24 protein-coding genes, 2 tRNA genes and 1 riboswitch are annotated in these 24,437 nt (G+C 66.4%); of the genes, 15 read left to right on the plus strand and 11 right to left on the minus strand.

What is annotated here, in order from left to right:
- Nucleotides 1-3 precede the first annotated feature (3 nt).
- Nucleotides 4-1,026: a TRAP transporter substrate-binding protein gene (locus QQL87_RS01325; protein ID WP_284416178.1), complete on the minus strand. Its 1,023-nt coding sequence runs from the start codon at nt 1,024-1,026 to the stop codon at nt 4-6.
- Between the two features lie 362 nt (nt 1,027-1,388).
- Here QQL87_RS01325 and QQL87_RS01330 point away from each other — a divergent pair, with 362 nt between their 5' ends.
- Complete coding sequence (locus tag QQL87_RS01330; protein ID WP_284416177.1) at nt 1,389-1,643, plus strand: pentapeptide MXKDX repeat protein; 255 nt, start codon at nt 1,389-1,391, stop codon at nt 1,641-1,643.
- Between the two features lie 115 nt (nt 1,644-1,758).
- On the opposite strand, the gene QQL87_RS01335 is transcribed toward QQL87_RS01330, so the two are convergent.
- Nucleotides 1,759-2,112, minus strand: coding sequence for a DUF6481 family protein (locus tag QQL87_RS01335; RefSeq protein WP_284416176.1), 354 nt, complete (start codon nt 2,110-2,112; stop codon nt 1,759-1,761).
- Between the two features lie 353 nt (nt 2,113-2,465).
- Between QQL87_RS01335 and QQL87_RS01340 the strand changes: the two genes are divergently transcribed.
- The 5 genes from QQL87_RS01340 (at nt 2,466) to QQL87_RS01360 (ending at nt 4,856) form a co-directional block, all read left to right on the plus strand.
- Nucleotides 2,466-2,687 carry a hypothetical protein gene (locus QQL87_RS01340; protein ID WP_349817253.1) on the plus strand — a complete coding sequence of 74 codons (222 nt, stop codon included), beginning with the start codon at nt 2,466-2,468 and terminating at the stop codon, nt 2,685-2,687.
- 12 nt (nt 2,688-2,699) lie between these two features.
- On the plus strand, nt 2,700-2,876 hold the full coding sequence (locus QQL87_RS01345; protein ID WP_284416174.1) for a hypothetical protein: 177 nt from the start codon (nt 2,700-2,702) through the stop codon (nt 2,874-2,876).
- 216 nt (nt 2,877-3,092) lie between these two features.
- The gene (locus tag QQL87_RS01350) at nt 3,093-4,037 is read left to right on the plus strand and encodes a hypothetical protein (RefSeq protein WP_502871121.1); all 945 of its coding nucleotides are present in this window, start codon (nt 3,093-3,095) and stop codon (nt 4,035-4,037) included.
- 192 nt (nt 4,038-4,229) lie between these two features.
- Nucleotides 4,230-4,616: an NUDIX hydrolase gene (locus tag QQL87_RS01355; protein WP_284416173.1), complete on the plus strand. Its 387-nt coding sequence runs from the start codon at nt 4,230-4,232 to the stop codon at nt 4,614-4,616.
- 45 nt (nt 4,617-4,661) lie between these two features.
- Entirely contained in the window at nt 4,662-4,856 is a 195-nt protein-coding gene (locus QQL87_RS01360) for a hypothetical protein (protein WP_284416172.1), read from the plus strand.
- 11 nt (nt 4,857-4,867) lie between these two features.
- On the opposite strand, the gene QQL87_RS01365 is transcribed toward QQL87_RS01360, so the two are convergent.
- Nucleotides 4,868-5,290, minus strand: coding sequence for a group II truncated hemoglobin (locus QQL87_RS01365; protein ID WP_284416171.1), 423 nt, complete (start codon nt 5,288-5,290; stop codon nt 4,868-4,870).
- 135 nt (nt 5,291-5,425) lie between these two features.
- The gene (locus QQL87_RS01370; RefSeq protein WP_284416170.1) at nt 5,426-5,839 is read right to left on the minus strand and encodes a response regulator; all 414 of its coding nucleotides are present in this window, start codon (nt 5,837-5,839) and stop codon (nt 5,426-5,428) included.
- A gap of 1,288 nt (nt 5,840-7,127) precedes the next feature.
- On the opposite strand from QQL87_RS01370, the gene QQL87_RS01375 reads away from it, so the two are divergent.
- The 3 genes from QQL87_RS01375 to QQL87_RS01385 all read left to right on the plus strand — a co-directional run bounded on the left by QQL87_RS01375 (nt 7,128) and on the right by QQL87_RS01385 (nt 12,212).
- Complete coding sequence (locus QQL87_RS01375) at nt 7,128-8,069, plus strand: TylF/MycF/NovP-related O-methyltransferase (RefSeq protein ID WP_284416169.1); 942 nt, start codon at nt 7,128-7,130, stop codon at nt 8,067-8,069.
- Nucleotides 8,070-8,194: 125 nt separating this feature from the next.
- Nucleotides 8,195-8,385: riboswitch (cobalamin riboswitch) on the plus strand.
- Between the two features lie 105 nt (nt 8,386-8,490).
- On the plus strand, nt 8,491-10,761 hold the full coding sequence (locus tag QQL87_RS01380; RefSeq protein WP_284416168.1) for a TonB-dependent receptor: 2,271 nt from the start codon (nt 8,491-8,493) through the stop codon (nt 10,759-10,761).
- A 2-nt stretch (nt 10,762-10,763) separates the two neighbouring features.
- Nucleotides 10,764-12,212 carry a PepSY-associated transmembrane domain-containing protein gene (locus QQL87_RS01385; RefSeq protein WP_284416167.1) on the plus strand — a complete coding sequence of 483 codons (1,449 nt, stop codon included), beginning with the start codon at nt 10,764-10,766 and terminating at the stop codon, nt 12,210-12,212.
- 81 nt (nt 12,213-12,293) lie between these two features.
- On the opposite strand, the gene QQL87_RS01390 is transcribed toward QQL87_RS01385, so the two are convergent.
- Nucleotides 12,294-12,680: a hypothetical protein gene (locus QQL87_RS01390; RefSeq protein WP_284416444.1), complete on the minus strand. Its 387-nt coding sequence runs from the start codon at nt 12,678-12,680 to the stop codon at nt 12,294-12,296.
- A 424-nt stretch (nt 12,681-13,104) separates the two neighbouring features.
- Here QQL87_RS01390 and QQL87_RS01395 point away from each other — a divergent pair, with 424 nt between their 5' ends.
- Entirely contained in the window at nt 13,105-13,365 is a 261-nt protein-coding gene (locus tag QQL87_RS01395) for an NADAR family protein (protein ID WP_284416166.1), read from the plus strand.
- Between the two features lie 34 nt (nt 13,366-13,399).
- On the opposite strand, the gene QQL87_RS01400 is transcribed toward QQL87_RS01395, so the two are convergent.
- From QQL87_RS01400 to QQL87_RS01420, 5 genes are all read right to left on the minus strand, one after another.
- On the minus strand, nt 13,400-15,958 hold the full coding sequence (locus QQL87_RS01400; protein WP_284416165.1) for a polynucleotide kinase-phosphatase: 2,559 nt from the start codon (nt 15,956-15,958) through the stop codon (nt 13,400-13,402).
- An 8-nt stretch (nt 15,959-15,966) separates the two neighbouring features.
- Complete coding sequence (locus tag QQL87_RS01405) at nt 15,967-17,346, minus strand: 3' terminal RNA ribose 2'-O-methyltransferase Hen1 (protein WP_284416164.1); 1,380 nt, start codon at nt 17,344-17,346, stop codon at nt 15,967-15,969.
- 103 nt (nt 17,347-17,449) lie between these two features.
- Entirely contained in the window at nt 17,450-18,790 is a 1,341-nt protein-coding gene (locus tag QQL87_RS01410; RefSeq protein ID WP_284416163.1) for a TROVE domain-containing protein, read from the minus strand.
- 173 nt (nt 18,791-18,963) lie between these two features.
- A tRNA-OTHER gene (locus QQL87_RS01415) sits at nt 18,964-19,038 on the minus strand.
- A gap of 132 nt (nt 19,039-19,170) precedes the next feature.
- A tRNA-OTHER gene (locus QQL87_RS01420) sits at nt 19,171-19,238 on the minus strand.
- A gap of 909 nt (nt 19,239-20,147) precedes the next feature.
- Between QQL87_RS01420 and QQL87_RS01425 the strand changes: the two genes are divergently transcribed.
- Nucleotides 20,148-21,227, plus strand: coding sequence for an Acg family FMN-binding oxidoreductase (locus QQL87_RS01425; protein ID WP_284416162.1), 1,080 nt, complete (start codon nt 20,148-20,150; stop codon nt 21,225-21,227).
- A 79-nt stretch (nt 21,228-21,306) separates the two neighbouring features.
- Nucleotides 21,307-21,534: a hypothetical protein gene (locus QQL87_RS01430; RefSeq protein ID WP_284416161.1), complete on the plus strand. Its 228-nt coding sequence runs from the start codon at nt 21,307-21,309 to the stop codon at nt 21,532-21,534.
- 2 nt (nt 21,535-21,536) lie between these two features.
- On the opposite strand, the gene QQL87_RS01435 is transcribed toward QQL87_RS01430, so the two are convergent.
- A complete protein-coding gene (locus QQL87_RS01435) occupies nt 21,537-21,911 on the minus strand; it encodes a hypothetical protein (protein WP_284416160.1) in 375 nt (124 codons plus the stop codon).
- A 124-nt stretch (nt 21,912-22,035) separates the two neighbouring features.
- Here QQL87_RS01435 and QQL87_RS01440 point away from each other — a divergent pair, with 124 nt between their 5' ends.
- The 3 genes from QQL87_RS01440 to QQL87_RS01450 all read left to right on the plus strand — a co-directional run bounded on the left by QQL87_RS01440 (nt 22,036) and on the right by QQL87_RS01450 (nt 24,419).
- Nucleotides 22,036-22,740, plus strand: coding sequence for a glutathione S-transferase N-terminal domain-containing protein (locus QQL87_RS01440; RefSeq protein WP_284416159.1), 705 nt, complete (start codon nt 22,036-22,038; stop codon nt 22,738-22,740).
- A complete protein-coding gene (locus tag QQL87_RS01445; RefSeq protein ID WP_284416158.1) occupies nt 22,737-23,708 on the plus strand; it encodes an oxygenase MpaB family protein in 972 nt (323 codons plus the stop codon). Before QQL87_RS01440 ends, QQL87_RS01445 begins: the two co-directional genes overlap by 4 nt.
- Before the next feature lie 120 nt (nt 23,709-23,828).
- Nucleotides 23,829-24,419 (plus strand): histidine phosphatase family protein, encoded by a 591-nt coding sequence (locus tag QQL87_RS01450; RefSeq protein WP_284416157.1) that lies wholly within the window; start codon nt 23,829-23,831, stop codon nt 24,417-24,419.
- The last annotated feature ends 18 nt before the right edge of the window (nt 24,420-24,437 follow it).

Below are 24,437 nucleotides of genomic sequence, written 5' to 3' on the forward strand. Positions count from 1 at the left end.
CAATCAGGCCGCGACGTCGGAGGCGAGCTTCAGGAGCTTGGCGCAGTTCGCCGACTTTGCGCCGTAGTCCTTCCAGGCGGTGTCACGGGCAATGTCGCGCCATTTGTTGACGGTCTCGGCGTCGAGCTCGGCGACCTTGGCGCCGGCCTTCTCATAGACCTTGGCGACCTCGATGTCGTCGTCCTGCGCACCCTTGCGTCCAAAGGCCTCGAGCTCGGCGCCGACAGTGACCAGGATGTCCTGCTGGTTCTTCGGCAGCTTGTCGAACGTCGCTTTCGACATCATCAGCGGCTCGAGCATGAACCAATAGGAGGCCTTGGCGCCGGAGGTCAGAGCCTTCGCAACCTCCTCGAGACGGAACGAGATCAGGCTGGTCGAGGAGGTGATGCCGGCATCGCAGGCGCCGGTCTGCATCGCCGTGTAGATTTCGTTCGACGGTACCGACAGCACCGACGCGCCGGCGGTCTGCAGCACCATGTCCATCTCGCGCGAGCCGCCACGCACCTTCATGCCCTTGGCGTCGTCGGGAGTCACCAGTGGGCGCGAGCGGCTGGCGACGCCGCCCGCCTGCCAGATCCAGCTCAGCAGGATGATGCCCTTGTCGGCGAGAAAGTCGTTGAGCGCCTTGCCGACCGGCTCGTTCTTCCAGCGCAGGCCTTGATCATAGGTGGTCACGAGACCCGGCATCAGCCCGATATTGGTCTCAGGAACCTCGCCGCCCGCGTAGGGCATGGGATAGAGGCTGATGTCGAGGGCGCCCTTCCGCATTGCCGAGAACTGCGCGACGGTCTTGATCAGCGAGGAGTTCGGATAGATCTCCGAAGCGATCTCGCCGCCCGAGCGCTTCGACACTTCTTCGGCGAACACGCGGCACAGCCGGTCGCGGAAGTCGCCCTTGTCGATGGTGCCGCCGGGGAATTGGTGGGAGATCTTGAGCGTCGTGGCAGCATGGGCCGTGCCGGTTCCGAACCGCAGAATGGCGGGCGCAGCGAGCGCGGAGGCGATGACGTGGCGGCGTGAGAGCATGAGATTTCCCCTGGACAACTTCTGATTGGGTTCCCGGATCCCGGTTCGTGGCGTGCCTATATTAGCCAATCTGCCGGATTTACCTCTAGCCGAACCAGACAGTTCGTTCGAGGTCTAATGCATGGGAATCGACACATTGCTGCGGCGCAAATGCCAGTCTCTGAATCCCTTGCAACGATTGTACTAACATGGGCTTGCCGGGCGAAATTGTGTCGACCTTCCAAACACCGCCGACCGCCCGTCAAAAGTGATCGCCGAAAATAATTTCGCCGGTCCGTAACAACGGTGGTGCAGGCAACGTCGAGATCAGGGAGCGGCGCATCGATCGCCGTCCAACCCCGCACTCCGAAGGAGCGACCATCATGACCTCTCGTAACCGCCTCATCCTCGCTTTGTCCGCCGCTGCTCTCGCCTTCAGCGTGGCGGCTGCGCCCGCAGCGTTTGCTGAGGACAAGATGGGCAAGGACGATGGAATGAAGAAGGGCGCGATGTCCCATGACGGCATGAAGAAGGACACGATGGCCAAGGACAGCATGGGCAAGGACGGCATGAAGAAGGACGATGCCATGTCCAAGGACGGGATGAAGAAGGACGACGGCATGATGAAGAAGAACTGAGCCGGTCCGATCGCGGCGCTGCCGACGACGTCAGGCTCGGCGCTTCACCGTACTGACGGCACGGCACTGACGACGGAAGGCGCCATGGCGAGAAACCGGCCATGGCGCCGCTCCATCACTTCTTCTTTCCGCGCGCCTTGCGCGCGGCGTAGCGTGCATCGCGCTTGGCCTTCTGCTCGGCTTCCATCTCGGCCTGACGGGCGGCAAACTCTTCCGCCTCGCGGGCGAGCCGGGCGGCTTCGGCCACCTTGGCCTCTTCCTCGAGCCGCTTCTGCTCGGCCCTTGCGGTCTCGCGCTCGAGCCGCTGCTGCTCGCGGCGGGCCGCGGCAGCCTCACGCTCCTGCCGTCGCTTCACAACCTCGGGATCGTCCGGCCCGGGCTGCGACTTGAACTTCTGCAGGATGCCCTGCCGGGCCTGCTGCGCGGCCTTTTGCCGATCGGCAAAACCGGGTTCCTTGAATCCTCTCATGGAGACGTCGTCACTTCGCTGATGGTGTGGTTTGATGTGTGGTTCGGTCGGGCTGCATGCGCCGCCAAGCCATTGCTTCCACGGTGTCGTGAACACGAGCGAGGGCCGACGCGAGGCCGTGTGTATAGGATCGCATGCATCGATGACAAATGCTTTATCGCCACTCTCCCGCCTCGGGCGGCTTTGACGCTTGCATGGCGCGCGCTGGAGGCTATGTAAGCAGCCCCCGCGCTGCCGACAAAGGCCGGCCGGATGTGAATTGCATCACACCCCGCGGGCACCAGCACACCACCCGGGTGCGACGTCGAACGGAGTTTACCAGCATGACCTCGGTCTTTCGGAGGCGCAGGGGCATGGCGACCGTCCTTGCGCTCGTGGGTCTGGTGGTCAGCGCCGGCGTGATGACTGCGGTGCTCGCCCGGCCCACCCCGGTTCCAGCCGGCGTTCTCGGTGCGGGCTGGCAGTGCGCGCAGCTGTTCTGGGTGACGAGCTGCACGCGGGTCGAGCCGGTCGTGCCTGCATCGCGTCAGCACCCCGATCCCCACGGCGCGGCGGCCGACCTGCGAGCAGCCTAGGCTTAAGACGGCATGAGCGATCGGGACGAAGGCAGCGGGCGTGGGCCCGCAATCGCGGCGCTGCTGTTCGCAGCGATCGTGGTCGGTTTCGGCTTGTGGCTGGCCCACAGCCTCACCGCGGCCAGCAAGATGCAGGATTGCCTGATGTCGGGGCGGACCAATTGCAACGTCATCGCGCCGGAGCGCTGAGGAGCGCAAACCCAGCGGCGAATCAGCGCGCTTTTCGCGTATCCTGATCGGCAGGATCGGCGCTGGCCGCAAAATCGTCGCGATTCTACCGGTTTGTCGCGCAGGATGTGGTGTGGCCGAGATGTCGGGCACTTTGTCCGGCCGGCGCCCGGCGCGCCGCGGCCTCGGCCAGGACAGCACCATTGCAGATGACGGGCGAGCGAGGGGTAGGCAAGCATGACGTTGTTCGATCAAACCAGATGCTGGCTGCCGGCCTTGGCCGTCCTGGCTGCCGTGGCGCTGCCGACCGCAGGCCAGGCGCAGGGGCCAGGAGGTGGACCAGACCAGGCCGGCCCCGGTCATCCGCACGGCCGTCCGCCGGGTGTCATCCGTCAGGGGCAGGGCGGACAACAGCCCTCCGGCCAACCCCAGGCGCAGCAGGTGCCGCGCCAGCAGGGCCCCATGGCAGGTCAGCCAGGTGGACCACCACCGCGGGCCGTCATGCCGCCGCAGGCCGCCATGTCGCCGCAGGCCGCTATGCCGCCGCAGGGGCGCCTGCCGGCGCCGGTGGCGCAGCAAGGACATCCGCCCGGCGCGGGCTATGACCGTGGCCACGGCTATGGACCGGGACCCGGCCCGGCAGCCATGGGCCGTGGGCCGGACGCGCGCTATGCCCGCGGCGCCGTCGGCGTTCGCCAGTATGGTGGGCAACCCTATCGCGGCCGGGTCGGCTGGGAAGGTGGCCGCTGGCGCCACGAGGTTCACAACGGCCGGCCGGGCTGGTGGTGGGATGTGGGCGGCGTCTGGTATTATTATCCCGAGCCGATGGAAGGTCCGCCGACCTACGTGTCCGAAGACTATGCCGACGACGTCGTCTATGCGCCGGCTGCAGCGTATGAGGCGCCTCCGCCGCCGGTGGCCTACGAGCCTGCGCCGCCGCCGTCCGATCCGGATCCCGGTGCCAGCGCGCTCGGCGGCGCCATCATCGGGGGTGTGCTGGGCGGCATCCTGACCGGCAAGGCGGGCGGTGCAGCCGCGGGCGCCGTGATCGGTGGTGCCACGGGCGCAATCGCCGGTGCCACGGCCGCAGCGCGTCCGGGCTATTATTTGTCGCAAGGCAATTGCTACTATCGCTATCCGTCGGGCGAGTATGTCGCGGTTGATCCGCGCTCCTGCTATTGACCCCGCGCAGATTCCGGAGGTGCCGCAGGCAGGGTCTGTGGGCGGCGCCACCGGACCCGGGAGTTGTGTCCGGGACCGGGCATCGTTCGCCCGGTCGCGAGCTGCGACCGGGGCTCCGCAAAGGTCCGGAGCGGGACTTGGAACGAATCCTGTTACGCTCCGCTTCATGGCGAGGTGAGAGTTTCCGGAGCGATGGCCAAGGCGTCTAAGCTGGTTGCCGCCAAGGGCGGCAAGGTTCTCCTGGTCCGGCGCTGCATCGATGGCCGCTGGATGTTTCCGGGTGGCCGCAAGCGGGCGCGCGAAACCGCGAAGGACTGCCTCAAGCGCGAGATCAAGGAGGAGCTTCCGAAGCTCAAGCTCGGCCGGCTGCGGCTGTGGAAGGAAGTCACCGAAAAGAACAAGCGGTCCGGTCGCAAGATGAGCGACGCGATCTTCATCGCCAAATATGCCAAGGGGCGGCTCGAGATCGGTGACAAGAAAGAGATCGACCGCGCGGTATGGCAGAAGCCCTACGGGCTCAGCCTGACGCCGACGTCGCGCTACATCCGCGACCGGCTGTTTCCCCGCAAAACAGATTGAGTGACTGGATCCGGAACCTCTCGCGGCCTCCGGCGTTCTGTCTTCATGACCTACGACAGCACAGCCAGATCGCCACGCGTCCTCTCGCCTGAAGAGCGTCGGGCGCGCGATGCCATGCGCAGGACCGAGGCCGAGCAGGCCATGCGCGAACATGAGGAGGCCCAGCGGGCCTTCTACAAGAATCGCGAGCGTCTGCGCGCCGAGCGCCTGGCCCGCGAAGCCGGCGAGAAGCGCGACTGAGTCCTGGCGACTCAGCCCGCCGGGCGGGTTCTGAACGCGTTTGCCATCCGCAGGAACGCCCGATCGAGCAGGTCGTACATGTCGCCGGTGATGTCGCAATCGAACATCGCGCGGCGCATGCACGTCATCCACTCGTCGCGCTCGGCCTCGCCGATCGGATAGGGGCGGTGCGCCGACATGATGCAGCGGTGCTCGGCACGCTCGAAATACAGCGCCGGTCCACCGAGCCAGCCGCTGAGGAACTCGAACAGCAGCTGCCTGATCGGACTGAGGTCGGCACCATGCATGGCGCGGATGCGGCTGGCGTCCGGCTCCTCGTCCATGATCGCGTAGAAGCGATCGGCCAGACGTCGAACGCCCGCTTCCCCGCCGATGAGCTCGTAGGGCGTGGCCTCGACCACCACTGCTTCGCTGGCTGAATCCACTGCCGTCATTGCATCTCGTTTCCGTTCGCCCCTTTGTAGCCAACAGGCGACGGGCGCACGGTGCCTTGATCTGCATCAAAGGCGACACGCCCAAGGCCGCCCCGCGGCGCAGCCGGGGGCGTAAGCAGGGAAAGCGCGGACGCGCTAGCGCATATTGGCTTTGACGAGGCGCTGCCGGTCGGTGTCGGCGGCAATCTGGCGCAGGGTCTGGCGCAGCAATGCCAGATCGACGGGCTTCGAGAACGGCGGGTAGACGTTGAGGCCCAGGATCTTGCCCGCTCGCACGGTCACGTCGCGGGTCTGGTCGTCGGAGCCGCTGATGATCAGCACGGGCGTGCGGCATTTCATGTCGGCGAGGAGCTGCAACACCTCCGTGCCGGAGCGCTCGCCAAGATTCAGATCCAGGGTGATGCACTCGAAGTTGCGTCGGCGCAGCACGTTGATGGCGCCGTCCACCGAGTTGACGCCGGTGGTCGCAAACCCGGCCTGCACCGCGATCTTGCGCAGGATCGACAGATGAACATCGGCATCTTCGATCACGAGAAGTTCGTTCAGCATGGTCCCCGCGCGGCTGTGTGTCGGCTTCTAGTGGGCGCCTGGAGCTTAAGAGTCGGTTTCTGAGTTCCACGTAAATTTTCAGTCCCGTAGAATCACGGAAAAATCTGCACGCTGCCGGGCATTTGGTAACCGTCAGATCGCTGATGGTCCTGCAGCGGTGCCAGGCGGCGCCTCCAGCGTCACCCGCGGATGGAGGTTCAGGGGGGCACGTCGTCATTCAGCCTCGCGACGCGCATGGCGCCCGAGCTTTGCGGTCGGCTCGCCCTCGAGAACAGAGGGCGCGGGGAATGCCGGGTGATGGCCTCACCCATGGCCCGCCTGCAGCAAGAAAAGCAGGCGGCAGTCACCACAGGTTCAGCCGGATCAGCCCGGCATTCCCCGCGCGATGGTTTTCACGCTTATCTCGCGCTCTCCCCGGTGTCCGGCTTTTAGCCACCGTCGCCGCCGGGATCATCATCACCTGACGGCTTGGCGCCAGCCTCGGGGCGCCAGGACCACGCGATTTCACGTCCGCAACAAGGCCGTTCGTCCGCGCGCCATTGAAGCACGCTGCGGCCTCGTCGCAGCCACCGCATCCCGCGCCCAACGTCCGTGACGATCGCGAAGCGCCCCTCTCGAGGAGCACGGGACGAGGGCATCAGACAACAAGTTTCGAAAAACAGAAAGAGGAATATTTTTCGCAGACAGACTGGACAGAGGTGATGTCGCTGAATGCGCTGTTGAAATGAGCGTCACGGCGCATCGCCGGACTGTTAGTCCGCCACTCACAGGTGAGGCATCGGGCCGACCCGACGGGCAAATCACTTGCGACCAGGCTCGCCGTTTGCTGTCATGCGTCTCGGCGCACCGTGCTGACGGCGCGCCGCGGACCATGGAGGTGACGTCGTGGCAACAGCTGCGACCATTGGCGCACCGGCCATGGATGAAGCTTGCGACGCCCGGGGGGCGATGGTACGAATTCGCCCAACACTCAAGATTGTGAGCGGCCGACGACATATCTTGTTGCTCGAAGTCGCAGTTACTTCGTTTTTTTCCGGGACGCGTTTGCGCTCCCATCGGATGGGGGCAATTCGTGCCGCAAGCAGCAGCCTACCGCGTCATGATCAATCGACTGATGAACCGAGCCGGGCTTCAGATTGTCCGGCAGTCCACGCTGGACCGTTTGATCCTTTCGGCGCGCCACGGCGAGACGATGCAGCCGGTCGAAGTTCGTCTGGTCGAGCCTGAGTCGAACGAGCCTCAACCGGACGAGCCTCAAGCAGACGAAGCCGAGTCGATGGAGCCGGCGTTGCGGTCGAACGAAGGCGCCCACAATTTCCGCAAGGTGGCACAGGCCAAGGAGCCGACGGAGGAAGTCCCGGTCTCGTATCTGCGCAATCTCCAGCGTGAGAGTCTGGCGCTCCGCGACATGTCGACGGAGCTCATCAAGCTCAGGGCGCAGCTGGAAGGGACGTCCAACGAAGCCATTCCGGCCGCTCCGGCCGAGGCTGAGGCCGGATCCGGGACAGGCAACCACAAAATCTATACGCCCGTGTATGATTACTGCGGGCTGCGAACCGACCCCACGATCGTGCACAATCACGACTTCATGCGCGATCCCCGGTTCGTCGCCGCCTATGAGCGCGGCGTCGTCGCGGAAGGCTATGAGCCCCACTATTATTGGCGAGCTCACGTCGCACTCTGGTGCGCCAGCGTCGCCGCCCGTCTGACCGGCGACTTCGTCGAATGCGGCGTGTGTCGCGGGATGCTGAGTTCGTCGATCATGACCTATCTCAACTGGAACCAGATCGGCCGGCGCTTCGTCCTGTTCGATACCTTCACCGGGGTCGACGAAGAGATCGTGTCTGCAGAAGAAGTCGCTTCCGGCAATCTCGGCTACTTTCGAGAAATGTACAAAGAGGACATCTACGAGCGCGTGGTTCGCAATTTTTCCGAGTTCAAGAACGTCGAGATCGTGAAAGGAAGCGTCCCCTCGACGCTGTCCAGCGTCGACATCGAGGCCGTGGCCTATCTCTCGATCGACATGAACAACGTCACGCCCGAGATCGCGGCCATCAACCATTTCTGGGACAAGCTGCAGCCGGGCGCTCCCGTGCTCCTCGATGACTATGGTTTCGTCAGGTACGAGGCGCAGAAGCGGGGTTTCGATGCCTGGGCTGCAGAACGGGGCGTGAGCATCCTGGCGCTGCCGACGGGACAGGGCCTGATCGTCAAGCCCCCGGCCGCGTGAAGACCACGCGTTCGAACGAACCGCCTCCCTCGTGCTGAGGCGGGGCCGGCAGCTATGGCTGCGGGACGAGACGAGGACAAGTCGCGGCTCGCGCGGAGCCGACATTGACAGCCTCTGCGCGCGACCACTACGGTGATGCCGACGGTTCCTTTCGAGGATTAAACGGGAACGCGGTGAGGGGAGATCCGAAGCCGCGGCTGCCCCCGCAACTGTAAGCGGTGAGCCTTCGCCATCAGCCACTGGATCTCGGTCCGGGAAGGCGGCGACCAGGCGGTGACCCGCGAGCCAGGAGACCTGCCGTCAGTCGTGGTCACACGTGAGCACATCGGGCGGGGTGTCCTGGTGGAAGCCGTTCTCCTGCTGCCAAGCGGGAGAAGTCTTTTGCTTGCGGTGACGTGCCACGTTGTCGCGAGCCTGTTTGATGATCTCCGCTCTCTCCGTCGCGTCGAAGCGACGCGTTCTTCTCCTGTCCTCAATTGCCATCCTGTGCCTGTCATCGCCGCCCGACGGCTGGTCACAGGACTCCAGGACGGAGCACGCGCTCGATCCTGTGGTGGTCGACCCGCCCACATCTCCGCGTGCGCGCCGCTCCGCCGCGGCTGACGTGAAGCGCGCCGCCGCCAGGCCGCTCCGTGGGCGTGCTCCCCCGCAGACCGACGTCGGGGCCGCGGTGCCGGCCAAGCCCGGCTTCGCCGCACCGACGCTGAACCTGACCGGCGCGACCTCGACGGGCAGTCGGCTCGGCCTGACGCGGCTGCAGACGCCGGCGAGCATCGACGTGATTTCGGCCGAGACACTTGCCGAGCGCGGCCAGCAGAACGTCATCGATGCTGTGACCCAGAATGCCGTCGGCTTCACCGCGAGCCCGGCACCCGGCAATGGCGGGCTGTCCTTCAACACCCGCGGCTTCACCGGCAACGGTTCGGTGATGACGCTCTATGACGGCACGCGTCTCTACGTCGGCTCGGGGACGCTCACCTTTCCCTTCGATACCTGGTCGGCCGAGCGCATCGAGGTGCTGCGCGGCCCGGCCTCGGTAATGTATGGCGAGGGGGCGGTCGGCGGCGCCGTCAACGTCGTCTCGAAGCTGCCGCTGTGGGTTCAGCGCAACCAGGCGGAGATCTCGCTCGACAGCAACATGACGCGCCGGATCGCCGTCGACAGCGGCGGACCGGTCAGCAAGGACGTGGCCTACCGCATCACCGCGACCGGCAACCTGTCGGACGGCTGGGTCGATCGCGACCGGACCTCGAATGTCGCGCTGCATGCGGCGGTTCAGGTCAAGCAGAATGAGGACGTCACCTGGACGATCTCGACCGACTATGGCGACCGCAGCCCCTCGCGCTATTTCGGCACGCCGCTGGTCAATGGCCGCATCCTCGAGACCCTGCGTTTCGAGAACTACAATATCGGCGACAGCAGCATCCGCTATCGGGACAGTTGGAACCAGGTCAAGACGGAATGGCAGGTCGCCGACGGCATTTCCGTCCGCAACACGCTCTATTATCTGAATAGTCGGCGGCACTGGAAGGATGTGGAGAGCTACGCCTACAATGCCACGACGGGACGCATCGACCGCAGCAGCTATATCGAGATCTTCCACGACCAGCAGCAGATCGGCGACCGATTCGATGCGACCTTCCGCGGCCATATCATGGGCATGGCCAACGAATTCGTGGCCGGGGTCGACGTCAACAACATCAGCTTCACCCATACCAACAACTCGCCCTATGGCGGCACGTCGTCGGTTGCGATGTACGACTTCGATCCGGGCGTGTTCTCCAGTCCCAATCGCACCGTGCCCGGCTTCGGCAGTACGACCAACCAGTACGGCCTGTTTGCCGAGAACCGCCTGTCGGTGACGGACCGGTTCGCGCTGATCGGCGGCATCCGGCAGGATGAGCCTACGATCGCGCGCACCGACTATGTGACTCCTGGCAACAGCTACGAGAAGTCCTATCACGCCACCAGCTGGCGCGCCGGCGCCGTCTATACGCCGATCAAGGATCTTGCCTTCTATGCCCAGTATGCGGTCGCCGTCGATCCGGTCGGCAATCTGATCACATTGTCGGCGGCGAACCGCAACTTCGCGCTGTCGAGCGGCAAGCAGATCGAAGTCGGCGTCAAGCAGTCGTTGTGGGGCGGCCGGGGCGAATGGACGCTGTCCGCCTATGAGATCGTCAAGAACAATTTGCTGGCGCGGGATCCTGCCAATCCCTCCGTCACGGTTCAGGTCGGCCAGCAATCGTCGCGCGGCGTCGAGGCGTCGATCGGTCTCGTGCTCGATCATGGCTGGCGGATCGACGCCAACACGGCGCTGTTGCGCGCCAAATATGACGACTTCGTTCAGTCGGTCGGAGGCGCCGCCGTCAACTATGCCGGCAATGTCCCCGTCAACGTGCCGCAGACGGTCTCCAACGTCTGGGCGACCTGGGGCTTCGCGCCGAACTGGTCGGCCAATGCCGGCGTCCAGATCGTCGGCAGGACCTTTGCCGACAATGCCAACACGCTGGTGCGGCCGGCCTACACCGTCGTCAATGCCGGCGTCCAATGGAAGCCTGATCCAAATACCACGGTGTCGTTCCGCGTCTATAATCTGTTCGATGAGATCTATGCGACGTCGGGCGGGACGACGCAGTGGCTGCTTGGTCAGCCGCGGACGGTCCAACTCGCCGTGAACGTGACGTTCTGACCATGCGCCGCCGGTTCGTTCGGACGGCGCGGCGGTGGCTGTATCTCAGCCACCGTTGGATCGGCATCGCCACCTGTCTGCTGTTCGCGATGTGGTTCGCGTCGGGCGTGGTGATGATGTATGTCGCCTTTCCCAATCTTTCCGAGAGAGAACGGCTTGCGGCGCTGCCCGAGCTGGATTGGAGCCTGGTCGCGCTGTCGCCCGACGAGGCCTTGCGGAGTGCTGGGTCGACCTCCTACCCACGCGATCTCCGTCTGTCGATGCTCGGCGACGCGCCGGTGTATCGGCTGACCGGCTGGGATGGCGTCCGGCGCACGCTATCCGCCGTCGACGGCCGAACGGTGGAGCAGATCTCCGAACAACAGGCGCTTGCCGTGGCGAGATCGCATCCGGCGAGCCGCGCCCCCGTGGTCGCAGGGATGGTTCATCGCGACCAGTGGAGCGTGACGGCGCGCTACGATCCGTTGCGGCCGTTCTACCTGGTTGGGCTCGGTGACGCCGCCGGGACCGAGCTCTATGTGTCCGCGCGCTCCGGCGAGATCTTGCTGGATGCCAGCCGCGCGGAGCGCGTGTGGAATTGGCTCGGCGCCATCCCGCATTGGATCTATCCGACGGTGCTGCGCCAGGACGGAGCGTTGTGGCGCAGCGTCGTACTCTGGATCTCCGGCATCTGCCTCATCGTCGGCATCAGCGGCATCTGGATCGGTCTCCTCCGCGTGCGGCTGAGGCGCCGCTATGCGAGCGGGCGGATCACGCCGTATCGCGGCTGGATGGCGTGGCATCATCTCACGGGACTCGTCGCCGGATCCCTGGTGTTGACCTGGATGTTCTCGGGCTGGCTGTCGCTCAATCCGGGTGACGCCTTCGCCAATCGCGGCACCGCGCGCGAGACCCTGCAGCGTTACGCCGGCCATGACGCACCTGATGTGGCGGCCCGGTTGCCGGCCGTGCTGCCGCGCGACGCTGTCGAAGCGCGCTTCGTGTGGCTCCAGGGTGTTCCGCTGATGATCGTGGCTTCGCGCGACGGCTTGCAGACGCTACGCGATCCGGCCACGGGCGACGTCGTCCGGCTCACGACCGAACGCCTGCAGGCCGTTGCTGCGACGCTCATGCCGGGCGATCGCCTTGCGACGATGCAGCTGTACACGCAGTACGATTCCTACTGGTACGCCCATCATCAGCCTCGCGAGCTGCCGGTGCTTCGCGCGCAGTTCGACGATGTGGCCGGGACCTGGTTTCACATCAGCCCCGTCACCGGCGAGGTGCTCGGGCGCATCGACGACCGCCGGCGGATCTATCGCTGGCTCTTCAATGCGCTGCACAGTTTCGATTTCGGGCTACTGCTCGCCTACCGCCCGCTCTGGGACGTCCTGGTGATCACGCTGTCGCTGCTCGGCGGCATCGTTTCGGTCAGCGGAGTGGTCATCGGGTGGCGCCTGCTGCGCAGATGATGCAGCGCCTGGCGAAGGGCTCAGCGACCGGCGCGACGAATCATCGCTGTGGAGAATGCCGGGGCAGTGGGGAGGCCGAGGTCAGAGCGGACGCCGGCTCGCAATCGGGGCGGATGAGCTCGGCAGGCCGTTGACCGGGGCGGAGCCGGCCGGGCGGACGCGCCTGGCCGACTGCCGCCATTGCCGGACGTTCACGAAGATTCCGGCGAGCAGCAGCGGCGCGGCGGCGGCCGCCGCCATCAAGGGCGACAGCGGTTTCGGCGAGATCATCTCCAGGACCATTTCGGAGACCATCCAGAGCGTCCCGAACACGACGGCGAAATCGAGCGGAGGGATGCGCAGCCAGTACAAAAAGCCTGCGACCAGGACCGCCGGGGCGAGGGCGGGGCCAATCATGTAAAAGGTCAGCTCCGGCGGCGTCAGGGCGTCGAGAAGCATGGACGCCAGCAGCCAGAGGCTGAAGAACATCACTGCGCCGTCGAGATATCGCATGGACCACCTCCGCCGCGACATTTTGGCGCAATCTTTGGCTGGTTTGTGACTGTTTCGTCAAGTCGGGAACTTCCAAGCCGCCGCCGGCTCGCGTCACCGGAGGCCTGGACGGGGCACAGCCGCCCGCGCCGCACCATCTGGATACCTCCCGCGACCATGCCTCCGTCGAGAACACGGCATGTCGGGCTGGTCTGGGCATGAGGTCCGAGGCATCACGTCCGAGGCGCTTGGTGCATGACGTGGCGGACGTGGAAGACATCCTGAAGCAGGCTGGCGCACGGCGTGTCAGCACGCGTTGAACGTGTCATGTGAGACGGCGCCCCCGGCGCGGCTGCCGGTATAAAGTTTATAGATCAGCCAGGATCTGGCATATCCGCACGGCTCCGCGGGACCATGCGCCATGCCCATCGAAGATGTCGAAACCCTGATCCGAGTCATCGCCTCCGGCCGTAGGCCGGAGCTTCTGCTGTTCTGGGGCCACACCGCCAAGGCCAATGACGTTGGCAAGCACGTGCTCAGCCAGTGGTGGCCCGCGGCGTTCACGCTCGACGGTCTGACCTACGCGACCGCCGACGATCCGCAGGCGCGCGATCCCGCCGCCTGGCTCGGCCTCAACCTGCTGGGTTTCGCGCTGATGCAGGCACGCACAGCGCTCGGCTGAGCTCGGCGGCTTGCCTGCTGCGGCGCTTGGCCGCTCACAGCCGCGGATCAATCGGCTCGCTCTCCAAGGCCAGCACGGCAAAGACGCATTCGTGCACGCGGCGCAGCGGCTCGCGGGCGACGAAGCGGGTCAGCGCCTCGTGGCCGAGCGCGAATTCGCTCAAGGCGAGCTTCCGCTTGCCCTCGAGCTTGCGCGGCCGCAGCCGCGCGAGATGCTCCGGCGCATCGTATTCCGGGCCGTAGATGATGCGCAGATATTCGCTCCCGCGCACCTTCAGCGCCGGCTGGATCAGGCCCTTCGGCCCGCGCGCAACGAAGCCTTTGGGCTTCACCACCATGCCTTCGCCGCCGCCCGCCGTGAGCTGCTCCCACCAGCCGATCGCGTCATTGACCGCCGTGTCATCCGCCAGCGTCACCGTGCGCCATTGCGTGCGCGCGATGACCGGGTCGGCTGCTGCCAGCCGGTCGGCCAGCGTCATGTGCCAGACGTGGTCGTGATCGAACCAGACCCGGCCCTCGCTGGCGAGCAGGTGAAACGGCGCGACCTCGAGATCATCGATGCTGCTGACCGGCCAGACATAGGGGGCCCAGGCCTGGCCATAGCGCCGCGCGCGCGTGACGCGCTCCCGGACATGATCGCCGAGCGCCGCGACGTCGAGCCCCCGGGCCGCGGCGCGCGCCAGTGCATCCGCTGCCGCGTCCAGGCCCACGACCGATGACGCTGCGACCGGCGCATACTGGCTCTCGATCAGGCTGCCGGCCTTGGCCGACCACGGCATGATCTCGGCGTCGAGCAGCAGCCAGTCGGACTGCAGCTCCTGCCACAGCCCGGCGCGCTCGACAGCGCCGCGCAGCCGCGCCAGCAGCGCTTCGGTCATGGTGGGATCGTTGAAGAAGGCGCGGCCGGTGCGGGTCCAGATCGCGCCGCTCTCGTCGCCGGCGATGCCGAAGCGGGCCTTGGCGACATCGGCACTGCTGCACAGTGCGATGACCGCGCGCGAGCCCATGTGCTTCTCCTCGCACACCACCTCGGCGACATTGCGCGCGCGGAAATGCGCGAACGCCTCCTCGGGACGCTCCAGCCAGCCCTCGCGGGCGCTGGTCTCCGACGGCGACATGGTCGGCGGCAGATAGACCAGCCATTGCGGCGCGAGCGCAAAGCGACTCATCACCTCCAGCGCCGCCGCCGCGTTCTCCTCGGCCACGACGACGCGCCCCTTCAGCGTGGTGTCGATCCAGCGCCGGCCGCTGACGTCAGCGATGTCGAGCAACTGGTCTGCCTCGGCCTGCGCCGAAACAGTGCCCGCGCGGGCGGTGAGCGGACGGACCGGCTCGCACCAGACGCGCTCGGCCTCGACCTCGACGAGCTCGCGCTCGGGCCAGCGCAGCGCGGTCAAGCGGCCGCCGAATACGCAGCCGGTGTCGAGGCACAGCGTGTTGTTGATCCATTCGGCGTTGAGCACCGGCGTGTGGCCATGGACGACGGCGGTCGGCCCGCGATAATTGGCGGCCCAGTCGGCGCGCACGGGCAGGCCGAACTCGTCGATCTCGCCGGTGGTCTCGCCATACAGCGCGAACTCGCGCACCGCGCCTGAGCCGCGGCCGATCATCTCCTCCTTCAGCCCGGCATGGGCGACCGCGAGCCGGCCGCCGTCGAGCCAGACATGGCTGCGCAGGCCGTCGAGAAAGCCGGGCAGGGCGTCGCAAAAGCCGCGATCCTCGCTCGCAAGCTGATCGATCGTGGCCTGCAGGCCATGCGCGATGGTGACCTTGCGGCCCGCCAGCCAACGCCCGAACTTGCGGTCGTGGTTGCCCTGCACGGCATAGGCGCTGCCGGCCGCGACCATGTGCATGACGATGCGCAGCACGTCCGGCGATTGCGGGCCGCGGTCGACGAGGTCGCCGACGAACACCAGCTTGCGCCCCGCGGGCGGCGTCACGGTGACGGCGCGGCGGCCCTCCTCGTCGTGCCATGTGACCTGGTAGCCGAGCTTCGCCAGCAGCGCCTGCAACTCGCCGGCGCAGCCATGGACGTCGCCGATGATGTCGAACGGGCCGGCATCGTGGCGCTTGTCGGTCCACAGCGGCTGCCGCGCGACGGTCGCCGCCTCGATGCGCTCAACGCTGTCGAGCTTCCACACCTGGCGGAAGCCTTCGCGCTGCAGGCCGCCGAGGCCGCGGCGGATTTCCGAGACCATGCGCTGCACGACCGGGCCGCCGAAGGCGCGCTCGGGGCGCGACCTGTTTCGTTCGATACAGATGTCGATGCCGGGATCGAACACGATCGCGACCGGCAGCGCGTGCCATTTGCGCGCGAGCTCGATCCAGCCCTTGCGGTCGGCTGTGCGCACATTGGTGGCGTCGACCACCGCGAGCCGGCGATGCTTCAGCCTTCGGCCGGCGATCTCGCGCACGATGTCGAAGGCGTCCGCGGAGACGCTCTGGTCGGTCTCGTCGTCGGCGACCAGGGCGCGGCAATGATCCGAGGAGATCACTTCGGTGGGCAGGAAATGCTTGGCGGCGAAGGTCGACTTGCCGGAGCCGGTCGAGCCGATCAGCACGACCAGCGCGAAGTCGGGGATTTCGATGTTCATGAATGTGCTCAGCGGGTGAAGACGGCCATCTGGGTCGGCGCGCCCAGGGTTTCGTCGTGATGGCCGATGCCGGAGACGGCGACCTGATAGTTGAAGGCGGTACAGATATGCGTCGCCCAGCCGGCAAATTCAGCGCGCGTCCATTCGAAGCGGTGGTCGCGATGGCGGAACTGGCCGGCGGGCAGGCTCGGAAACAAGGCGTTGTAGTCGGCGTTCGGCGTGGTCACGATGACCGCGCGCGGATGAGCCGCGCCGAACACGACGCGCTCGACCAGCGGCAGCCGGTCCGGATCGAGATGCTCGATCACCTCGACCAGCGCGGCGGCATCGGCCTCGGCCCAGCGCGCATCGCGATAGGTGAGCGAGCCGTGGAGCAGCGTGACGCGGCCCTCGGGCGGACCGCCGAGCGCGCCGAGCTTCAGCCGCTTGGCTGCGCGCTCCAGCTCGCGGGCGGCAGGATCGAGGCCGATCAGGCGTTCGGCGAAACGCTCGCGGACGAGAAGCTGCAGCAGCTTGCCTTCGCCGCAGCCGAGATCGGCGATGGTCCTGGCGCCGCTGGCGCGCAGTGCCTCGACGACCGCGGACAGGCGCAGATCGTTGAGGCGGATCGGCGTCTCCAGCGTCTCCTCGGTCTCGCTGCGCGCATCGGGATCGAGCGCCTCGTCCTGCGTCTCCGGCGCGAGCCGGGCCAGCGCCGCCCGGGCCAGCACGCCGCGATGGCGCAGGTAGCGGCGCACGATCAGCTCCTTGGCGGGATGGGCGTCGAGCCAGCCTTCGCCGCGCTTGAGCAGCTTGTCGATCTCCTCGTCGCCGACCCAATAGTGCTTGGCGTCGTCCATGACGGGGATCAGCACGTAGAGATGGTTCAACAGCGCGCTGAGCCTGGCGGTGCCGCGCAGCGTGAGCCGCACGTAGCGGCTGGTCGGATCGCCCTGCGGTCCCGCCACGGCCGCGACCTCGACCTCCCAGCCGAGCGGCTCGAACAGCTGCCGCAGCACGGCTTCGCCGCCGCGCAGGGGCAGGGGCGTCACGACGGCTTCCAGCGGAATGGCGCTGTCGGCGAGCTCCTGGCGGCTGCTGCTGACGCCGTTCATCGCGGTCCGGAACGCCTTGTTGAGCGCGACCGACAGGAACGAGGACGCGGCATAGGGCCGGTCGTTGACGTATTGATCGAGCAGCCCGTCGCTCTGGCCCTTGCCGCGCACGAGGCCGATCGGATCGACGTCGAGCACCAGCGCCGCCTCGCAGCGGCTCTCGCTGGCCTCCGGATAGACGATCAGCGCCTTGCCATAGGTGAGCTCGAGCTCATGCAGCCTGTCCGGATGCTTGTTGAGCAGGAAGCCGAGATCGGTGGCGGGCTGGTGGGTGGTGGCGATGGAGAGAAACATGGCGTCAGTTAAACCAATCCGCTTGATGTGATCCACTCGAGATGCAGGCGAACATATGCAGGCAGACCCGGGCGCGTCTGTGACGCGTCCGGGCCCATTGTCGTCAGTGCAGGGTGGACCCTCGCGGAGTCTTCTCCTGCGCCGCGATCCAGGCGATCACGGCCTCGGAGAAGCCGTCGACCCGCGTCCAGGGCCCATAGCCGACCCCGTGCTGATACGACGCCACGTTGACCATCGTCCCGCGCGCCCGCGGCTGCGGCACCGCATCGTGGCTCTGCTCGTCGGTGAAGACGATCAGGCGGTCTCCCGCCCGGTCGACCTCCTCGACCGCACGGCCGAGATAGGTCCCGGCATGCGGCTGCGAGTTGATGATCGCATCGCGCAGCGCGAAGCCCCGGCGCGGCGGCACCTTCACGACAGCGTTGCTGAACGTGAAGATCTCCACCGCGTCGCAGACCTCACGGGCGAGGATCGCCAGCCCGCATGCGGCTTCCGCGCGCGTCATCTCCGACTGCGCGGACAGCCTTGCGAACATCGAGCCGGACACGTCGATCAGGAGCCGCGTGCGGCCCGGAAGCCGCGCGTACCCCTTGATCGATCGCAGCATCGCGCCCTCGAGCTCGGGCTCGAAGTTGGGCGCGTGCCGGGCCGCCGTGATGAACCGATACGGCAGGACACGGTCCGTCCGCATCGTCGCGATCGCCTCCGCGATCGTCGCGCGCGGCACTCCGGCCTGTCGCATCAGGCGCAGGTTGCGCAGCAGCGCCAGCGCTCCGAGCCTGTTCTCACCGAGCAGCCGCTCGAAGCTCGCACGTTTGTCCGCACCCGCCGACAGCGCGACCTCCCAGGTGTCGGGCGAGGGCAGCTCGCCCTGGACGAGCTGCTTCCACACCGCCTCCTGGGCGGCGTCCTTCGGCCTGGCGTGCACCAGGAACAGGACGTCGCGCAGCCGCACCGGGCCCTCGCGGTCATACTTCGCGAGCTGATAGGCGTCGAACTTCTCGAACGCCTTCGCCAGACCCTTCTTGACCTGCGCCGACACCGGCTGCCGCTTGCGCTGCTGCTGCGGACCGAGAGAGTCCGCCCAGTAAATCGCCAGCAGCTCGGTCATCTCGTCCGGCCGCTGGATGATGCGCGCCAGCGTGTCGGCGACCAGCGCACGGTGCTGTGGCAGCCGCGCCATCTCGCGCGCGACGAGCAGCGGCGCATGCCGCAGCTTCATCTCCTCGCGCGCACGGACTGCGAGCTGAGCCACGCTGCGCGGCTCGACCTGGGGCACCAGCGCCTTGATGCGGTCGGCGATCGCGACCCCGTCCTCGTAGAACTGGTTCTCCCACAGCAGGCAGCTCATCAGCGTGCGCTGCAGCGCCTGCTCGGGCGCGAGCTGTCGGGATGGCGCACCCTCATGGGTGAAGGCGCGCAGGAACTTGTTGAGCCTGACCATGGTGGCCTCCTCTTGCTGGTTGATGATGGATGGGTTGGCCGGGGCGCCGGCCGACGCGCATGATGTCGGTTGAGATCACGCGCGATGGGACCGCGCGCCGGGAACGGGCGAATGCTGAGGTCCGCTCCACTGATATGGAGCGGCTAGTGCTCTGCCGCTGAGCTACCGGCGCATGGAACGCCGGGTGGGAGTCGAACCCACGACCTCTCGATTAGCAATCGAAGTATCAGCACTCTTCACCACGGCGCGTGGCAAGGGTTGACCGCCTCATGCGAGGCGATCAGGACATGACGGACCACGAGCCGGGAACAGGCGACGGCTGAGATCCGGTCCAGAAAGGTGGACCGGAAAAGCGCTCTACCTCTGAGCTACCGGCAGAACGCCGGGCGGGATTCGAACCCGCGACCTCTCGCGTGGAAGGCGAAGTAACAGTCGTCTTCACCACGGCTCGTGGATTGGTTCGGCGGGGAATAAGCGATGCTGTTGCTGCCCTTGTCGGGCGCTCGGGTTCAACGAAGTAACAGGCATCTTCACCACCGCTTGGCCGCCCGGCTTGAGCCGGGCGACGATGCTTGATGCTGGGGAACAGGCGATCACGGGAATACGACGATCGAAACGCAAGCTTGGCGTAACGCCTCGCCGCAACCCGCGTCTCACCCATCTCGCTTGACGGATTCCACGGTACGATCGATCGAAGGCGGCTCATCGCCGCGTTTGGCGCGAAGGATCCGCGATCTTCACCACCAGCATCTCCCGGCCGCGAACGGCCGGGAATTCAAATGGCTTTGTCTGCGGCGCTGCACGGCGCCGCATGGTGCGAGCTCCATGGAGCCCGCTCTGTCATCGGTGTCCGGCGCACGCGCCTTCGTTCCCTCCGACAGGCCCCGCGCACTTGGGCCGCGCGCATCACCTGCGCGAGCCCCGGGATCCGGGTCTCCCGTTCCGGCCGACAGCCGGGACTTCCATTGGTTTCGCCGTGCAGGCCGCTGGCGTGAGGGCAACAAAAAACCCTCCGGAGCGGCTGGCTCGGGAGGGTCCGTGTGATGCGGACTATTGATCTTGCCTCAAGCAAGACCGCTCCCCCGAGCGTGGCGTGCGCCATCCACCGGCGCAAAGCCGTTGGACGTGCAAATCATGTATTCGGTGCCGAAAGACATCGTCGTGCTCATGTTCATCGCGGGCGTAGTTGCTCGCGAGGCCGCGGGACATACGCTCGTTTGATGGGGCTGTCAACAGCGTGTAGCGAAGTCGCCGCGAACTTTCTGCGTCGGTCGCAACCGCTTTGATCTGCAACAATCTGCTGATGTGATGCACGCCTATCCTCATCCATGGTCAGATTGAGACGGGCGTCTTTGCCATGAACCGACGGACGATGTTGTTAGGAGCCGGAGGCGCGATCGCCGCGGCCTCGCTCGGCGTTGCATCATGGCGCGCGACCACGGGGACGATGCAGGACTACGAGGCGTACAGCGCGCGACTGCGCGCGCCGCTGTCGCAGGATATCCTTGATGTCATCCGCTATGCGACGCTCGCGCCCAACAGCCACAACACCCAGCCCTGGCGCTTCGGCGTGACGGGTGATGTGATCGAGATCCGGCCCGATCTGTCGCGCCGCACGCCGGCCGTCGATCCGGACGACCATCATCTGTTCGTCAGCCTCGGCTGCGCCGCGACCAATCTCGCGGTCGCCGCCGCTGCGAGTGGCCGTCCGGGCGAGGTGGCCATCGATGGGCAGACGGTGCAGTACGGGTTCACGAAGGCTCCGCTGCGTGACGACCCGCTGTTGGGTGCGATCACCCGCAGGCAATCGACGCGCGCCGACTATGACGGACGTCCCGTGCCGACCAGCGATCTCGCCGCCCTGCGCGCGGCGGCCGCGATGCCTGGTGTCGATCTCGCGATCATCACCGATCCCGCGAAAGTGGCTGCTGTCCGCGATCTCGTCATCGCCGGCAACGATGTGCAGATGCGCGATGCCGCATTCATGCGCGAGCTGAAGGGCTGGATCCGCTTCAATCCGCGCAGTGCCATGGCGATGGGCGACGGCTTGTTCGCTGCCGCAAGCGGCAATCCCTCGCTGCCGACCGCTCTCGGCGGCTTCGCGTTCGATCGCCTGTTCGATGCATCAGCGGAGAACGACAAATATGCTCGTCAGATCACGTCCTCGGCAGGCATTGCCGTGTTCACCGCCGAGCAGGCCGATCCCGCGCACTGGATCAAGGTCGGGCAGGCGTGTCAGCGCTTTGCACTCGAAGCGACGCGGCTCGAGCTCAAGCTCGCTTTCATCAATCAGCCGGTCGAAGTGGCCGCCTTGCGTCCCGAACTCTCGCGCCTGATCGGGACCGCGCGGCGACCGGATCTCGTGCTGCGCTTCGGCTATGGCCCCGCGCTGCCCTATGCGCCTCGCCGGCCGGTTGCCGACGTGCTGAGTTCATGAGTCGTTCCTGTCAATCTTGACGGAATCTCGACTCGGTGCATTGCTTCGGGACATGTTCGAGAACACCCGATTGGCACGCATGAGCGACGGGCATTATTGCCTGGTGCGCGACCTTGGCCTGGTCAAGGGCGGCAAGGGCATGCGCCATCATGAGGTGGTGGTCGATTTCAGCTATCGCGGCATCAAGGTGTTCGCGAAGCAGGGCGCCTCGTCGCTGATGAAACGGGCGGTCGCCAAGCTCGCCCTGCATGAAGCCACATCCAAGCTGCCGGCGCTGTTGCGCGTGCGCCTGCGCGAGCCGCAATAAGATCAACGTTTTCGCGCGGGCTGGCCGCTGAAATGACCTGGGGCGCGCTTGGGGCTGTAAGGGCTGTCCGGATTCACATCGAGATCGACCTCGGCGACGCAATATTGCGGTCGGAGATGGGTCTGGCCGGAGTGCCAGCGCCCGTCGCGCAATTCCACCTCGCTCATGCCAGCGACATCGAAGCACTTCCATTGGCCGCCCGGCGGCAGGCCGCGGCTCGCGCCGCCGGCGAACTGGAACGCCAGCACGCGCTCGCGGCCGGCGCTGTGGCCGAGGATGATCGGACAGATCGCGCGGGCGAAACCGCCATACATGCACAAGACCTGACGGCGCGCGATCATCGCCTGCATGATCAGCTGGTAGGTTGCACTCGCCATGCTGGCCTTCTGCACATTGCAGCACCATAAGACCGCCGCCCGCGACCGGTTCCGAATCCCATCTTGCGACGGCGGCGCGCGGCCCTAGATTGAGGCCTTAACGCAAAGCGCGAGCAAGCCCATCATGACCGATCTTTCCAGCTTCCCGATCACCACGCGCTGGCCGGCGCAGCATCCCGACCGGATCCAGCTGTATTCGCTGCCGACGCCGAACGGCGTGAAGGTGTCGATCATGCTGGAGGAGACCGGGCTCGCCTACGAGCCGCACGCGATCGATTTCGGCAAGGACGACCAGAAGACGCCGGAATTTCTCTCGCTCAATCCGAACGGCAAGATCCCCGCGATCATCGATCCCAATGGCCCCGGCGGCAAGCCGCTCGGCCTGTTCGAGTCCGGAGCGATCCTGCACTACCTCGCCGAGAAGACCGGACAATTCCTTCCTGCCGATCCGGCGCGGCGCTGGCAGACCCTGCAATGGCTGCACTTCCAGATGGGCGGCATCGGCCCGATGTTCGGCCAGCTCGGCTTCTTCCACAAATTCGCCGGCCGTGAGTATGAGGACAAGCGGCCGTTGCAGCGCTATGTCGCCGAGAGCAAGCGCTTGCTCGGCGTGCTCGACACCAGGCTCGATGGCCGGCAATGGATCATGGATGGCGACTACACCATCGCCGATATCGCGACGCTCGGCTGGGTGCGCAACCTGATCGGCTTCTACGGCGCCCGCGAGCTGGTTGAGTTCGATGCGCTGAAGCAGGTGCCGGGCTGGCTCGAGCGCGGCCTGGCGCGGCCGGCGGTGCAGCGTGGGCTGGAGATCCCGAAGCGGCCGTGATCGTCAGCGAGGCCGATTTCGAGCAGCGTCTGGAGGAGGTCCTGTCGGCGCCTGCCGTGGCGGGCGACGGCGTGCTCGGTCCTGACAGCGTGATGTGGCGGGTGCATCGCGAGGCCGCGTTGTTTCTCGGCGCCGGCCGCGCGCTGCTGCTGCAACTCGCCCATCCCTGGGTCGCAGCCGGCATCGCCGAGCAGTCGAAGGTGTTCGCCGATCCGCTCGGCCGCTTCCACCGCACCTTCGGCATCGTCTACACGATGGTGTTCGGTACCCGCGGGCAAGCCGTTGCGGTCGCGCGCCGGCTTTACCGGCGCCATGCCGCCGTCGACGGCATGATGCCCGAGACGGTGGGACCGTTCGCGGCCGGCTCGCGCTTTCGCGCCAACGACGTCGAGGCGCTGCGCTGGGTCCATGCCACGCTGGTCGAGACCGCGATGATGTCCTACGGCCTGCTCTGTCCGCCGCTCAGCGCGGCTGAGCGCGAGCAATATTGGCGCGAGGCGATGCGTTTTGCGCGTCTGTTCGGGATTCCGCACGAGGCGCTGCCGCAGGATTGGACGTCGTTCAAGGCCTACACCGCCACGATGATGGAGTCGGAGACGCTGACCGTCGGCACGGCTGCGCGCGACATCGCGCGACGTATTTTCTCTGGTGAGGCAACCTGGATCGGGCCGCCGCGCTGGTTCACCGCGCTCACGGCCGAGATGCTGCCGGAGCGGCTGCGGTCGGGCTTCGGGCTGCCTTACGGCGAGCGCGAGCGCCGCGCTGCGGCGCGGGCCCGCATCTGGCTGCCGCGCGCTTATGCGGTGTTGCCAGGCCGGCTGCGTACCGTCGGTCCCTATCAGGAGGCCATGGCACGCATCGGCGGCCACGAATGCCCGCCGCTCACGCGGCTGCTCAACCGCGCCTGGATCGGTCAGCCGCTGATGCCGGCCGCGAGCGGAACGCCCAGCCGCCATGCTCACGGCTGAAGGCTGTCATCGCAGGGTGTGAGGGAGTTCATACAGGCGCAGTCCAGGTCCGGGCTACGATCGATGAGGCCTGCGGAAACGCAAAGCCGGATTTGTCCGGACAGCATGCAGGAGACTGCGATGAATGCGCTCACGCTTCTGATCATCCGTCATGCCGAGAAGCCCGATGGTGATGCGACCGGACCGGGGCTGACCCACAAGGGCACGCCGGATTCGAAATCGCTCGTGATCTTCGGCTGGGAGCGGGCAGGGGCGTGGACAGCGCTGTTCGGCAGCGGATTGGGCGGCGCCACCTATCCGACGCCGCAGGCGGTTTATGCGGCCGATCCCGATAGCACCAAGGACGGGTCCGATCCGAGCCGCCGGCCGTATGAGACGGTGCTGGAACTGGCCGCACGCGTCGGACTGGACAAGCCGAACACGTCTTTCGCCAAGGGGCAGGAAGCCGCGCTGGTCGATGCGCTCCTGGCGCAGTCCGGCACGGTGCTGGTGGCGTGGGAGCACAAGGCGATCATCTCCGACATCCTGCCGCGTCTGCCGGTCAGCAATGCCGGCGAGTTGCCGACCCATTGGTCCGGCAAGCGCTTCGACGTCGTGCTGCGGTTCGATTGCGCCGCCGGCGGAACAGAGCTCGCGTTCACCGAGCTCTATCCCTGCCTGATGCCCGGCGATTCGGCGAAGCCCCTGAAGAGGGATCCAAAGGACGACTGAAGGATATCCCTCTCGCGG

This window comes from Bradyrhizobium sp. SSBR45G (genome assembly GCF_030159255.1).
Lineage (GTDB): Bacteria > Pseudomonadota > Alphaproteobacteria > Rhizobiales > Xanthobacteraceae > Bradyrhizobium.